The 14,086-nt window shown below is 75.8% G+C and carries 11 protein-coding genes; 4 read left to right on the top strand and 7 right to left on the bottom strand.

Annotated features, from left to right (window positions below; translation table 11 throughout):
- A complete protein-coding gene (locus tag KRAD_RS03895; protein ID WP_011981941.1) occupies positions 1-1,743 on the top strand; it encodes a flavin monoamine oxidase family protein in 1,743 nt (580 codons plus the stop codon).
- A gap of 43 nt (positions 1,744-1,786) precedes the next feature.
- Here KRAD_RS03895 and KRAD_RS03900 read toward each other — a convergent pair whose 3' ends face one another.
- The 5 genes from KRAD_RS03900 to dxr all read right to left on the bottom strand — a co-directional run bounded on the left by KRAD_RS03900 (position 1,787) and on the right by dxr (position 8,083).
- Positions 1,787-3,232, bottom strand: coding sequence for an MFS transporter (locus tag KRAD_RS03900; RefSeq protein WP_011981942.1), 1,446 nt, complete (start codon positions 3,230-3,232; stop codon positions 1,787-1,789).
- Between the two features lie 139 nt (positions 3,233-3,371).
- Positions 3,372-4,247 (bottom strand): GNAT family N-acetyltransferase, encoded by an 876-nt coding sequence (locus tag KRAD_RS03905; protein WP_011981943.1) that lies wholly within the window; start codon positions 4,245-4,247, stop codon positions 3,372-3,374.
- A gap of 55 nt (positions 4,248-4,302) precedes the next feature.
- Entirely contained in the window at positions 4,303-5,463 is a 1,161-nt protein-coding gene (ispG, locus tag KRAD_RS03910; RefSeq protein ID WP_011981944.1) for a flavodoxin-dependent (E)-4-hydroxy-3-methylbut-2-enyl-diphosphate synthase, read from the bottom strand.
- 74 nt (positions 5,464-5,537) lie between these two features.
- Positions 5,538-6,857 carry a M50 family metallopeptidase gene (locus tag KRAD_RS03915; RefSeq protein ID WP_011981945.1) on the bottom strand — a complete coding sequence of 440 codons (1,320 nt, stop codon included), beginning with the start codon at positions 6,855-6,857 and terminating at the stop codon, positions 5,538-5,540.
- Positions 6,854-8,083: a 1-deoxy-D-xylulose-5-phosphate reductoisomerase gene (gene dxr, locus KRAD_RS03920; RefSeq protein ID WP_011981946.1), complete on the bottom strand. Its 1,230-nt coding sequence runs from the start codon at positions 8,081-8,083 to the stop codon at positions 6,854-6,856. The genes KRAD_RS03915 and dxr overlap by 4 nt, the downstream gene beginning before the upstream one ends.
- A gap of 118 nt (positions 8,084-8,201) precedes the next feature.
- Here dxr and KRAD_RS03925 point away from each other — a divergent pair, with 118 nt between their 5' ends.
- Positions 8,202-9,251 (top strand): trypsin-like serine peptidase, encoded by a 1,050-nt coding sequence (locus KRAD_RS03925; RefSeq protein ID WP_011981947.1) that lies wholly within the window; start codon positions 8,202-8,204, stop codon positions 9,249-9,251.
- A gap of 79 nt (positions 9,252-9,330) precedes the next feature.
- Here the strand turns inward: KRAD_RS03925 and KRAD_RS03930 are convergent, their stop codons facing one another.
- Together KRAD_RS03930 and gabT are read right to left on the bottom strand one after the other, a co-directional pair.
- On the bottom strand, positions 9,331-10,797 hold the full coding sequence (locus KRAD_RS03930) for an NAD-dependent succinate-semialdehyde dehydrogenase (RefSeq protein WP_011981948.1): 1,467 nt from the start codon (positions 10,795-10,797) through the stop codon (positions 9,331-9,333).
- 34 nt (positions 10,798-10,831) lie between these two features.
- Entirely contained in the window at positions 10,832-12,214 is a 1,383-nt protein-coding gene (gabT, locus tag KRAD_RS03935) for a 4-aminobutyrate--2-oxoglutarate transaminase (RefSeq protein WP_011981949.1), read from the bottom strand.
- Positions 12,215-12,299: 85 nt separating this feature from the next.
- Here gabT and KRAD_RS03940 point away from each other — a divergent pair, with 85 nt between their 5' ends.
- Both KRAD_RS03940 and KRAD_RS03945 read left to right on the top strand, forming a co-directional pair.
- A complete protein-coding gene (locus tag KRAD_RS03940; protein WP_011981950.1) occupies positions 12,300-13,670 on the top strand; it encodes a PucR family transcriptional regulator in 1,371 nt (456 codons plus the stop codon).
- A gap of 12 nt (positions 13,671-13,682) precedes the next feature.
- Positions 13,683-14,084, top strand: coding sequence for a pyridoxamine 5'-phosphate oxidase family protein (locus KRAD_RS03945; RefSeq protein ID WP_011981951.1), 402 nt, complete (start codon positions 13,683-13,685; stop codon positions 14,082-14,084).
- Positions 14,085-14,086: the final 2 nt, after the last annotated feature.

Here is a 14,086-nt window from a genome sequence, read left to right on the forward strand (position 1 = left end):
ATGACCCTGCCCGCGGGAACCACCACCGAGGACGACCTGCCCGGCGTCCCCTCCCCCGGCCCCGGCTCCGGCCGGGACCCCCTGACGATGCTCGTGCCGGACTTCCCCTTCCCCTACGACGAGTACCTGACCCACCCCGCGGGACTGGGGTCGGTGCCGGAGCACCGCCACGGCACCGAGGTCGCCGTCATCGGGGCGGGCATGTCCGGCCTCGTCGCCGCGCACGAGTTGATGAAGCTCGGGCTGCGTCCCGTCGTCTACGAGGCCGGCGAGATCGGCGGGCGGCTGCGCTCCACGGCCTTCCCCGGGGTCCCCGGCGCCGTCGCCGACCTCGGCGGCATGCGGTTCCCCGCCTCCGGGCGCGCGTTCTTCCACTACGTCGACGCCCTCGGCCTGCGCACCAGCCCGTTCCCGAACCCGCTGGCCCCGCAGACCCCCAGCACCGTCATCGAGCTGCGCAACCGCGCCCACTACGCCGAGACCGCCGCCGACCTGCCGGCGGAGTTCGGCGAGGTCGCCGCCGCGTGGCGCCGGGCGCTGGTGGAGGGCGCGGAGCTGGAGGCGATGCAGGACGCCATCCGCCGCCGCGACCTCGCGGCGATCAAGGAGATCTGGAACCGGACCGTCCCCCGCCTGGACGAGGAGACGTTCTACGGCTTCGTCGCGAAGTCGCCCGCGTTCGCGGCGCTGCCGTACTCCTACCGCGAGACCTTCGGCCAGGTGGGGTTCGGCACCGGCGGCTGGGACACCGACTTCCCCAACTCCGTGCTGGAGATCCTGCGCGTCGTGCACACCGACGCCGACGACCAGCACCACCGCATCACCGGCGGTGCGCAGAGCGTGCCCCTGGGGTTGTGGCGCTACGCGCCGGACGGGCTCGCGCACTGGCCGGCGGGCACCAGCCTGCAGTCCCTGCACGGCGGGTCCCCGCGCCCGGCGGTGACGCGCGTGCGCCGCGGCGAGGACGGGCGCCTGCACGTCCTGGACCGCTGGGGCACCGAGCGCCCCTACGAGGCCGTCGTCGCCACCTGCCAGTCCTGGCTGCTGTCGGCGGGCATCGACACCGAGGAGTCGCTGTTCAGCCACGACATGTGGATGGCGATGGAGCGCTCGCACTACATGCAGTCCTCCAAGACCTTCGTGCTGGTGGACCGCCCGTTCTGGCGCGACGTGGACCCGGCCACCGGCCGGCGCGTCATGAGCACCACCCTCACCGACCGCATGACCCGCGGCACCTACCTCCTCGACGGCGGGGACGGCGTCGACGACCCCGCGGCCGCGGACTCCCCCGCCGTCATCTGCCTCAGCTACACCTGGAACGACGACGCGCTGAAGTGGCTGGCGCTGGACACCGACGAGCGCGTGCGGCTGATGCTGCACAACCTCAAGCAGATCTACCCCGACGTCGACATCGCCTCGCACGTGCTGGGGGAACCCATCACCGTGTCCTGGGAGCGCGAACCCCACTTCATGGGCGCGTTCCGGGGGAACCTGCCCGGTCACTACCGCTACCAGCAGCGGTTGTTCTCCCACTTCGTCCAGGACGACCTGCCCGCCCACCAGCGCGGGATCTTCCTGGCCGGGGACGACATCTCCTTCACCCCCGGCTGGGCCGAGGGCGCGGTGACCACGGGCCTGAACGCGGTGTGGGGCGTGGTGCACCAGCTCGGCGGGTCCTCCGCCCCCGGCAACCCCGGACCCGGCGACCGCTTCGCGGAGCTGCAGCCGCTGCGGCTGCCGTGACCGGGCGCGGTGACGGACCGCCCCGGCCCGTCACCGCGCCCGCTCAGGGGTGCTTCGCCGTCGCGCCGGGTTCCGCGAGGTCCACGTCGACCGCGCCGGTGGCGGTACCGGTCGCCGTGCCGCTGGCCGCGGTCCGCGCGTAGGAGGTCGCGAGGGCGCGGTACTGCGGGCTGGCCAGGGCCGCCAGCGTCGCGACGAGGCCCACCACCCCCGTGACTACGAAGACCAGGGCGATGGCCCGGGTCTGCCCGGTCCCGAACCAGCCGCCGATCGCCGCCGCGCCCGCGCCGTCGGTCATGAACGGGACGACGAGGAACTGCGTGATGGGCCCCACGAGGAACGCGGTGACCGGGGCGGCGGACTGCTCGACGCTCTGCGCGAACCCGAACACGCGGCCCTGCCGCTCGTAGGGCACCACCCGCTGCAGGACGGTCTGCTCGGCCGCCTCCGCGAACGGCATGAGCAGCATGAACACCACCATGGCCGCGGTGAGCGTCACGACCGAGTGCGCGAGCGGGAACAGCGCCGTCGCGGTCCACGCGCACGCGTTGACCAGGAGCAGCAGCCGCACCGGCCGGTGACCGAGCCCGACGCGGGCGACGAGGAGCCCGCCGACGATCATCACGGCGCTCAGCCCGCCCCACAGCAGCCCCCACACCTGCACCGGCACCAGGGACAGCCCGTAGGCGTCCATGAGCGCCATGAACCCGCCGGCGATGAGGTTGTTGAAGCAGCTGAAGGCGATGAGGGGCACCAGACCCGGCACGCCCCGGACCAGGCGCCAGGTGCCGCGCAGGTCGACGCCGTTCGCCCCCGTCCCGCCGGGGGCGCCGCCGCCGGGAGCGGTGGCGCGCGCCTCCGGCACCTGGACCCGCGCCAGGTGCAGCATCGAGGCCGCGAGCACGACGAGCGCGAGCAGGAGGACGTGCAGCATGCCGCCGGAGGCGACGAGCACCCCGCTGATGACGGACGTGACGAGCATCGAGGTGCCGCTCACCGTCCCGACCAGGCCGTTGGCGCGGTCGCGCAGGTCCGCGGGCACCAGCAGGGTCACCAGCGTGGGCAGCGCGATGCCGCGGGGGTTGCCGGCCACGACCCCGGCCATGCAGAGGACCACGAAGACCCACAGCCGCCAGGAGGCGACGTCGGTGAAGGCGGCGGCGGGGGTCAGCACGTACACCGCGAGGCACACCGCGTAGACGCCCGCCGAGACCAGGGCGGAGACCTGCAGGACCGACCGCTTGCGGTGGTCGTCGACGAGGCTGCCGAACCAGATCCCGGTGGCGGCGGTGGCCACGACGAAGATGCCGGCGATCATCCCGGTGGCGAACACCGAGCGGGTCTCGAGGAAGACCCAGAACGTGACGGCGAACCAGACCGTGTAGTTGACCACGCCGACGACGGCGTTGCTGACGAGCAGGTGGGCGAACACCCGCTGCGGGCCGGACCGCAGGTCCAGGCGGGGCGGGGCGACCTCGGGTGCGGGCACAGCGGGCTCCTGGCGTCGGGACGAGGGGTGCTGGTCCTGGTGACCCCGCGCCGGCGCGGGAGTCATCGGTGCACGGCCAGGTTCCCCGAGCGCCCGGGCGGTGTCGACGGGTTTCCGGGCCCCCCGGAGCGGGGGCGTCCTAGAACAGCACCGTCGCGAAGGACCCGACCTCGCGGAAGCCGACGCGGCGGTACGCGGCCAGGGCGCGGGTGTTGTAGTCGTTGACGTAGAGCGAGACCGACGTGACGCCGTCGGCGCGCGCGGCCTCGACCACGGCCGCCATCCCCGGCTCGGACAGACCCTCGCCGCGGCGGTGCGGGGGGACCCAGACGCCCTGGACCTGCACGACCTTCGGGGACACCGCACCGAGCTCGGCCTTGAAGACGACCTCGGGGCCGGAGCGGCCGGCGTCGACGCGGACGAAGGAGCGGCCCGTGGAGACCAGCTCGGCGATGCGCGCGCGGTAGGCGCCGCCGCCGTCGGGCGGGGCGGGGGCGTAGCCGATCTCCTCGGTGAACATCGCCACGCAGGCCGGCACCACGAGGTCGAGCTCGCGCAGCGTCGCCCGGCGCACCGCCGGGTCCGGGGCCACCGACGGCTCGGTGTCGCAGACCATCAGTGGCTGGCGGGCCCGGACCTCGCGCACCCCGCGCCAGTGCGGTTCCAGGCGCTGCCACAGCGCGAGGACGGACTCGGCCGGCCCCACGAGGGAGGAGCAGCGGCGGCCCTCGGCGCGGGCGTGGGCGGCGAAGGCGTCGAGCGCGGCCGGGGTGGCCTCGACGGGGACGAGGTTCGCGCCGGCCCAGCAGGCCGAGACGAGCACCCCGTCCTCGAACCAGCCCCAGGCCTGGCCCCCCAGGTCGGTCCCGGGGCGGGCGAGCAGGCCCAGCAGGCGGGCGGAGACGAACAGGTTGGCGACCGGGTCGCGGTCGCACAACCGGAGCAGGGCGGGCGCGTCGGCCCCGCCGAGCACGCGCAGGGTCCCCGAGGTGGCGGTGGAGTTGGTCAGGGACACTCCCGCATCCTGCCCGCTCGCGCGCCCGCGGTCGAGACGGGTGACCCGGCGCGTCTCAGCTCACCGTCACGACGGGCGCACCGGCGCTGGCGTCGTCCTCGGGTTCGCCCATCTCGGCGGCGAGGCGGTTGGCCTCCTCGATGAGGGTGGCGACGATGTCGTGCTCGGGGACGGTCTTGATGACCTCGCCCCTGACGAAGATCTGCCCCTTGCCGTTGCCGCTGGCGACCCCGAGGTCGGCCTCGCGGGCCTCCCCGGGCCCGTTGACGACGCAGCCCATGACCGCCACCCGCAGCGGGACGCTCATGCCCTCCAGGCCCTCGGTGACGGCCTCGGCGAGGGAGTAGACGTCGACCTGGGCGCGCCCGCAGGAGGGGCAGGAGACGATCTCCAGCTTGCGCGGGCGCAGGTTCAGCGACTGCAGGATCTGGATGCCGACCTTGACCTCCTCGACCGGCGGCGCGGACAGCGAGACCCGGATGGTGTCGCCGATGCCCTTGGACAGCAGCGCCCCGAAGGCCGTGGCGGACTTGATCGTGCCCTGGAAGGCGGGGCCGGCCTCGGTGACGCCGAGGTGCAGGGGCCAGTCCCCGCGCTCGGAGAGCAGCTCGTAGGCCCGGACCATGACCACCGGGTCGTTGTGCTTGACCGAGATCTTGAAGTCGTGGAAGTCGTGCTCCTCGAAGAGGGACGCCTCCCACACCGCGGACTCCACCAGCGCCTCGGGGGTGGCCTTGCCGTACTTGGCCAGCAGGCGCGGGTCGAGGGAGCCGGCGTTGACGCCGATGCGGATCGAGGTGCCGTGGTCCTTGGCCGCCTGCGCGATCTCCTTGACCTGGTCGTCGAACTTGCGGATGTTGCCCGGGTTGACCCGGACCGCCGCGCACCCGGCCTCGATGGCCGCGAAGACGTACTTGGGCTGGAAGTGGATGTCGGCGATGACCGGGATCTGCGACTTCTTCGCGATGATCGGCAGCGCCTCGGCGTCGTCGTTGGTGGGGCAGGCGACGCGGACGATGTCGCAGCCGGTCGCGGTCAGCTCGGCGATCTGCTGCAGCGTGGCGTTGATGTTCGTCGTCGGCGTCGTCGTCATCGACTGCACCGAGACGGGGGCGTCGCCGCCGACGTCCACCGAGCCCACCTTGATCTTGCGCGTCTTGCGGCGCGGGGCCAGGACGGGCGGGGGCAGGGCGGGAAGACCGAGGCTCACAGTCACGGGGTCAAGTATCGCCCCGCCCGGCCCCGGCCACGACCAGGGGCCGCGACCGGGGACGGGTCTTCACGGGGCGTTCACTGCAGGGTGACGGGGCGCACGATGTCGGCGTAGAGGAGCAGCACGCTCATGCCCACCAGCAGGATCGAGACGCCGTAGGCCAGCGGCATCGCCTTGGCCACGTCCACGGGCCCGGGGTCCGGCCGCCGCCGCAGCCGGAAGACCGCCTTCTTCACGACCTCCCACAGCGCCCCGGCGATGTGGCCGCCGTCGAAGGGCAGCAGCGGGATGAGGTTGAACACGAACAGCGCCACGTTCAGCCCCGCCAGCAGCGAGACGAGCCGCGAGGTCCGCTCGGCCAGCTCGTCGCCGGGGATGATCGCCGGGCGGGCGTTGAGCTCCCCGGCCAGGCGGCCGATGCCGACGACGCCGATGGGCCCGTCCGGGTCGCGCGGGGCGGAGCCGAACGCCGCCTGCGCGACGTCGTAGAGCCGCTGCGGCAGCCGCACGACGATGCCCACGACGCCCTCGACCTGCTGCCCCACCACGCCCGGCACCTCGGCCAGCGGGGTGCGGACCACCGCGATGCTCGGGGAGACGCCGAGGAAGCCGACCTCCTCGGTCTCCCCCGTCGCCTGCCCGGTGGCGCTGGTGACGGCGCGCTCGGTCAGCACCGGGGTGACGGTGATCGGCAGCCGCTGCCCGTCGCGCAGGACGACGAGGTCCACCTCCTGCCCGCCGCGCTCGCGGATCGCGGCCGACAGCGAGGCCCAGTCCCGCACGGGGGCGCCGTCGAACTCCACGACCTCGTCGCCGGGCCGCAGCCCGGCGGCGGCGCCGGGCGCGGCGGGGTCGCCCGCCGAGCACGTCGTCGCGGTGCTCGTGGCGGGCAGGACGCACTGCGAGACCGCCGACAGCGTCGGGACGAACCCGGGCTGGCCGATGGCGCTGGCCGCGACGGCGGTGAGCACCAGGGCCAGCAGCAGGTTGACGAACGGGCCGCCGAACATGATGACGATGCGCTGCCACACCGGCAGCCGGTAGAAGGTGCGGTGCTCCTCGCCGGGGCCGACCTCGACGAAGCTGGCCCGCCGGGCCTCCTCGGCCATGAGCGCCCAGCGGCCGGTGCTGGAGGCCCGCAGCCGCCCGTCCGGGCCCGGGGGGAACATCCCGATCATCCGGACGTAGCCGCCGAGGGGGATCGCCTTGACCCCGTACTCGGTCTCCCCCCGCCGGCGGGAGAACAGGGTCGGGCCGAACCCGACCATGTACTGCACGACCTTGACGCCGAACCTCTTCGCCGGCAGCAGGTGCCCGACCTCGTGCAGGGCGATGGAGACCGCGACGCCGACCGCGGCGACGAGGATCCCGGCCGCCCACAGCAGCACCGTCGTCACGGGGCCGACACCCCGCCCACCAGCTCGCGGGCCCGCGCGCGCGCCCAGTCCTCGGCGGCCAGGACGTCCTCGACGTCGCGGGGGTCCCCGGCCGGGTCGTGCTCGGCGACGACGGCGGCGACGGTGTCCACGATGCCCAGGAACGGCAGCCGGCCGGCGTGGAAGGCGGTGACGCACTCCTCGTTGGCGGCGTTGAACACCGCCGGGACCGTCGACCCGCGCCGGCCGGCCTCGCGGGCGAGGTCCACGGCCGGGAACGCCTGCGCGTCGAGGGGTTCGAAGGTCCAGGACGCCGCGCGGGTCCAGTCGATCCCGGCGGTGGCCCCGGGGACGCGGTCGGGCCAGCCCAGGCCCAGCGCGATCGGCAGCCGCATGTCCGGCGGCGAGCACTGCGCCAGGGTCGACCCGTCGGTGAACTCGACCATGGAGTGCACCACCGACTGCGGGTGCACGACGACGTCGATGCGGTCGTAGCCGACGCCGAACAGCAGCGACGCCTCGATGACCTCCAGGCCCTTGTTCACCAGGGTCGCGGAGTTCGTCGTGACGACCGGGCCCATCGACCAGGTCGGGTGGGCCAGCGCCTGCGCGGGGGTGACCCCGCCGAGCTCCTCGCGGCGACGACCGCGGAACGGGCCGCCGCTGGCGGTGAGGACGAGGCGGGCGACCTCGGCGGGCGAGCCGCCCCGCAGGCACTGGGCCAGGGCGGAGTGCTCGGAGTCCACCGGCACGACCTGCCCCGGTCCCGCCGCGGCGGTGACCAGCGGGCCGCCCGCGACGAGGGACTCCTTGTTGGCCAGGGCCAGGGTCCGTCCCGTGCCCAGCGCCGCCAGCGTGGGGCGCAGGCCCACCGAGCCGGTCATGCCGTTGAGGACGACCCCGCCCTCGGCGAGCGGGTGGGTCGCGACCTCGCTGGCCGCGTCGGGGCCGGCCACCACCCGCGGGAGGGGACGGCCGGCGGCCTGCGCGCGCAGCGCCTCGTGCAGGGCGGGGACGGCGTCGGGGCGGGCCACGCCCACCAGCGCGACCCCGTGGTCCAGGGCCTGGCGGGCCAGCAGCCCGACGTCGGCGCCCCCCGCGGCCAGCGCGACGACGCGGAACGCCCCGGCGGCCGCGGCCACCACGTCGAGGGCCTGGGTGCCGATCGAGCCGGTGCTGCCCAGCAGCACCACCTCGCGCGGCGTCGCGGCGGGTGGGGACGGGGGTGCCGGGGCGGTCGGGCTCACCCGCCCATCATGGCGCCCGGCCCCCGCGCGCCACGCCTGCCACCGGCTCGCTGCGGCGGATCGTCACCGGATCCGCCAGGATGGCCCCAGCACCACCGGCCCTGGAGGGACACCCGTCATGCGACCACTCGTCCGCGCGAGCTCCGCCGGCGCACTCGCGCTGGCCTCGTCCGTCGTCCTCGCCCTCGGCGGCGGCAGCGCCGCGGCGGTCGAGGTGGGCGGCACCGGTGGGGCGGCGACGCTGCTCTCCACCGCCGACGACGCCGCGCAGCGGGCCGCCACGGACTACTGGACCCCCGAGCGCATGGCAGCCGCGCAGCCCGCGGACCGGGTCGTGGCCGGCGGCGAGGTCCCCGCGCCCGCGGCCGGGACGCCGTCGACGCGCTCCACCCTGGCCGCGGGGGACGCGCTCCCGGTGGGCCGGGCCACCCGCGGCACCTCCGGGACGGCCCCGGAGTCCACCGTGACCACGGGCACGCCGTGGGGTGGGCCGGCCCAGGTCGCGAAGAAGGTCGGCCGGCTGTTCTTCACCCAGGGGCGCGGCGACTACGAGTGCAGCGCCAGCAGCGTCGCCTCCCCCGCCGGCGACGTCATCGTCACCGCCGGGCACTGCCTCACCGAGAACGGCGTGGCCTCCACCAACGTCGTCTTCGTGCCCGGCCTGACCGGGGCGGGCGCGCCCCACGGGTCGTTCCCCGCGACGCGGCTGTTCACCACCGCGCAGTGGCGCGACGGGAACCAGTCCACGGCCGCGGCCCTGAACTACGACGTCGGGTTCGCCGTCGTGCGCTCGGTGGGGGGCCGCTCGCTGGCCGACACCGTCGGGTCCTTCGCCATCGACTTCACCCCCGCCCTGGACCGGGTCACGGTGCTCGGCTACCCCGGGCGCAGCGCCAAGGCCGACGGCACCACCCTGCAGTTCTGCACGGGGCCCCGCTTCACCGACGTGACCTCCTCCAACGACCCCACGACCGACCGGGCGACGCTGTGCAGCATGGCCGGCGGCTCCAGCGGCGGGCCCTGGCTGAGCGGTCTGGACCCCGCCGCGGGCACCGGCACGGTGACCTCGGTGGTGAGCTTCAGCTACGACCGGGCGCCGGAGGTGCTCTACGGCCCGCTGTTCGGCGACGTCGTCGAGGCCGTGTACCGCGAGGCCGCCCGGATCTGACCCCGGGACGAGGACGGCCGGCGACCCCGCGGGGTCGCCGGCCGTCCTCGTCCGTGCTCGTCCGTCGTGGTCCCCGCCCTCAGAGCGGGAAGCCCACGTACTTCGTCTCGAGGTACTCCTCGATGCCCTCCGCGCCGCCCTCGCGCCCGAAGCCGCTGGCCTTCACCCCGCCGAAGGGGGCGGCGGCGTTGGAGATCACCCCGGCGTTCAGCCCGACCATCCCCGTCTCCAGGGCCTCCGCGACGCGGAACCCGCGGTCCAGGCCCCGGGTGAAGGCGTACCCGACGAGGCCGTACTCGGTGTCGTTGGCCAGCGCGACGCCCTCGGCCTCCTCGTCGAAGACGACGACGGGGGCGACCGGGCCGAAGGTCTCCTCGGTCAGCAGCCGCGACCCGGCGGGGACGCCGGTGAGGACGGTGGGGGCGTAGAAGTACCCGCGCTCCCCGACGGGGGAACCCCCGACGAGGACCTGCGCGCCCGCGTCGACGGCCTCGGAGACGCGTCGCGCCACCCCGTCGCGGGCGCGGGCGTCGATGAGCGGGCCGACCTGGACGCCGTCCTCGGTGCCGCGCCCCACGACCATCGCGCCCAGGCGCTCGCCGAGGCGGCGGGAGAACTCCTCCGCCACCGGCCGCTGCACGTAGAAGCGGTTGGCCGCGGTGCACGCCTCCCCGGTGTTGCGCATCTTGGCCGCGACCGCGCCCTCCACGGCCGCGTCGAGGTCGGCGTCGTCGAAGACGAGGAACGGGGCGTTGCCGCCGAGCTCCATCGACACCCGCAGCAGGCGCTCGGCGGACTGGGCGACGAGCTTCTTCCCCACCGGGGTGGACCCGGTGAAGGTGAGCTTGCGCAGGCGCGGGTCGCGCACGAGGGGCTCGACGACCTCCGCCGTCGAGGTCGTGGTGACGACGTTGACGACGCCGTCGGGCACCCCGGCCTCGGCCAGCACCTGCGCCAGCAGCAGCGTCGTCAGCGGGGTCTGGGTGGCCGGCTTCACCACGATCGTGCAGCCGGCCGCGAGCGCGGGGGCGATCTTGCGGGTGCCCATGGCGAGGGGGAAGTTCCACGGCAGGATGGCCAGGACGGGGCCCACGGGCTGCTTGAGGGTCAGCAGCCGGGACCCGCCGGCGGGGTTCTGGGCGTAGCGGCCGGCGATGCGGGGGGCCTCCTCGGAGAACCACCGGAAGAACTCCGCGCCGTAGGCCACCTCGCCGCGGGCCTCGGCCAGCGGCTTGCCCATCTCCAGGGTCATGAGCAGGGCGAAGTCGTCGGCGCGGGCGGTGATGAGCTCGAAGGCGCGGCGCAGGACCTCGGCGCGCTGGCGGGTCGGGGTGCGGGCCCAGGCGGGGGCGGCGGCGACGGCGGCGTCGAGGGCGGCGGTGCCGTCGGCGACGCTCGCGTCGGAGACGGCGACCAGGACCTGCCCGGTGGCGGGATCCTCCACGTCGACGGTGCGCCCGCCCTCGGCCTCGCGCCAGCCCCCGCCGACGAACAACCCGGTGGGGACGGCGCGGACGAGGTCCTGCTCGTGCTGCGTGGTGCTCACGGTCGGTCCTGCCTCTCGGGGTGGTCGGTGCGCGTCAGCGCGCGGTGGGCCGGTCGGTGGCGAAGACGTCGTCGAGGACGTCGAACGCCTCCTCCAGCAACGCGTCGGGGATGCTCAGCGGGGGCAGGAAGCGCAGGACGTTGCCATCGGTGCCGCAGGTCAGGACGATGACCCCGCGCCGGGCGGCGTCGGCGGCGACCCGCTTGGCCAGCGCGGCGTCGGGTTCGGTGGTCCCGGGCCGGACGAGCTCCACGGCGACCATCGCGCCGCGTCCGCGGACGTCGCCGACGCGGGGGTCGACGGCGGCCAGGGCGTGCAGGCGGCGGAGGAGGACCCCCTCCAGCTGCCGGGCCCGGGCGGGCAGGTCCTCGTGCTCCACCGCGTCGAGGGTGGCCAGGGCGGCGGCGCAGGCGGCGGGGTTGCCGCCGTAGGTGCCGCCCAGACCGCCGACGACGGGGGCGTCGAGGATCTCGGCGCGGCCGGTGACCGCGGCCAGCGGCAGACCGCCGGCGACGCCCTTGGCGATGGTCACCAGGTCCGGTTCGATCCCCTCCAGGTGCGAGGCGAACACCGCGCCGGTGCGGGCGATGCCGGTCTGCACCTCGTCGGCGACGAAGACGACGCCGTTCTCCCTCGCCCAGGCCGCGATCGCGGGCAGGAACCCGGGGGCGGGCACGATGAACCCGCCCTCGCCCTGGACCGGCTCGACGACGACGGCGGCGAGGTTCGCGGCCCCGACCTGCTTCTCGATGGTGGCGATCGCGCGGGCGGCGGCGGTGGGGCCGTCGAGGCCGTCGCGGAAGGGGTAGCTCAGGGGGGCGCGGTAGACCTCGGGGGCGAAGGGCCCGAAGCCGTTCTTGTACGGCATGTTCTTGGCCGTCATGGCCATCGTGAGGTTGGTGCGGCCGTGGTAGGCGTGGTCGAAGACGACGACGGCCTGGCGGCCGGTGAAGGCGCGGGCGACCTTGACGGCGTTCTCCACGGCCTCGGCGCCGGTGGAGAACAGCGCGGTGCGCTTGGGGAAGTCGCCGGGGGTCAGCGCGTTGAGGCGCTCGGCGACCGCGACGTAGGAGTCGTAGGGGGTGATCATGAAGCAGGTGTGGGTGAAGCGCCCGACCTGCTCGCCCACGGCGGCGACGACGGCGGGGTCGGCGTTCCCGACGGTCGTCACGGCGATGCCGGAGCCGAGGTCGGCGTAGGAGTTCCCGTCGACGTCGACGACGACCCCGCCGCCGGCGACCGCGGCGTAGAAGGGCATCGAGGACCCCACGGCGGCGGAGACGGCGGCCACCCGCCGCGCGGCGAGCTCGCGCGAGAGGGGCCCGGGGACCTCGGTGCGCAGCCGGATCTCCTGGGGCAGGGCCGGGCCGCCCACCGCGGGGGCGCTCGTCGCGTCGGGGCTGCTGAGGGTCGTCATGCTCCGACCCTAGGCTCCGGCCGGGGCGGGCGTCAGTGCCGGATCTGCACTCCGAAGGCCGTCGCGGCAGTGCGAGACTGACACCGTGGTGGTGCTGGCGGATCTCCTGACGACCCGGTCCCTGGACCTGCGCCTGCTCGGCGGCGACCCCTCGGTGCCGGTGCGCTGGGTGGCCACCAGCGAGCTCGACGACCCCACGGCGTTCCTGGAGGGCGGGGAGCTGCTGCTCACCACGGGGCTGCGGACGCCGCGGGCCGGGTGGGCGGGCTGGGCGGAGCGCCTCCGGGCCGCCGGGGTGTCCGGGGTGGGGTTCGGGACCGGGCTCAGCCACCGCGCGGTGCCGCGGACCCTGGTCGGCGCCGCGGCCGCGCAGGGCCTCGCCCTCGTCGAGGTCCCCGTGCCCACCCCCTTCATCGCGGTCTCCCGGCGCCTGGCGGACCTGCTGCGGCGCGGGGAGAACGACGCGGAGGCCGCGGCCGCCCGCACCCAGCGCGACCTCGCCGTGGACGCGGCGGGGCCGGACGGGGTGGGGGCGGTCCTGCGCCGCGTCGCCCGCAGCGCCGGCGGGCCGGCCTGGCTGCTGGACCCCGGCGGCGCCGTGCGCGCGGCGACCACCGCGGCCCCGCCGCCCCCGGAGGCGGTGGCGGGGCTGCACCGCGTCCGCGACCAGGGGGTGCGCGCGGCCTGGCGCGACGTCTCGCCGCAGCGGTCGCTGCTGCTGCGCGCCACCGGCTCCGCGGGCTCGGGGTGGCTGCTCGTGGCCTGCGCCCCCGCCACCCCGCGCGCCGTCTCCGGGACGGTGGGGACGGCGGCGGCGCTGCTGGGGCTGCTGACCGCGCGGGCGGCCGCGCCCGCCGGCCTCGCCGAGGCCACCCTCGCCCTGCTGCTGGAGGGGCGCGCGGACCTGGCCGCGCGGCTGGCCGAGGCCGCCGGCGCCCCGCTGCCCGACCCCCTCGTCGTCGTCCGCTGGACGGGCAGCCCGCCCGGCACCGCGTGGCACGACGACCGGCACGCGGTCCTCGCCCCCGGGGACGTCGGGGACCCCCCGCCGGGAGCCCGGTGGGGGGTCAGCGGGACCCTGCCCGCGGCCCGCGCCGCCGAGGGGGTCCGTCCCGCCGGCGCCGCCCACACCCGCACCGGCCCGCACCGGGCGCTGGCCCGGGCCGGGACCGGCGCGCTGGCCGAGGTCCTGGACCCCGGCGCGGTGCGGCCGTGGTCGCGGCGGCGGCTGGCGCCGCTGGCCGCGGTCGAGGACGGGGCCGTGCTGCGGGCCAGCGCCCGGGCCTTCCTCGAGCACCACGGCGCCCGGCAACCCACCGCCGACGCCCTCGGGGTGCACCGCAACACCGTCCGGCACCGGGTGGCGCGCCTGGAGGCGCTGCTGGGGATCTCGCTGGACTCCGCCGCCGACCGCGCCGAGCTCTGGCTCGCCCTCACGGCCGACGAGGCGGGCTGAGAGGCTGGGGCCATGGCCCTCGACCCCGCCGACCTGCCCCCCAGCGCGCTGGAGTTCCTCGCCGAACGCCACCTGGCCACCGTCACCACGCTGCGCGCCGACGGGTCCCCGCACGTCGTGCCCGTGGGCTTCACCTTCGAGGCCGCCACCGGCACGGTGCGCATCATCACCTCGGGCACCTCCCGCAAGGCCGTGCACGCCCGCCGCGGGTCGCGGGTCGTCGTCGCGCAGGTCGACGGGCGGCGCTGGCTCGCCCTGGAGGGCGTCGGGACGGTCCTGGAGGACGCGGCGTCGGTGCGCGACGCCGAGGAGCGCTACGCCGCGCGCTACCGCACGCCGCGCCCGAACCCGGCGCGGGTCGTCGTCGCGTTCACCGTCGACCGGGTGCTGGGCTCGGTGCCGCCGTGGGACTGACT

This window comes from Kineococcus radiotolerans SRS30216 = ATCC BAA-149 (assembly GCF_000017305.1).
Classification (GTDB): Bacteria; Actinomycetota; Actinomycetes; order Actinomycetales; family Kineococcaceae; genus Kineococcus; species Kineococcus radiotolerans.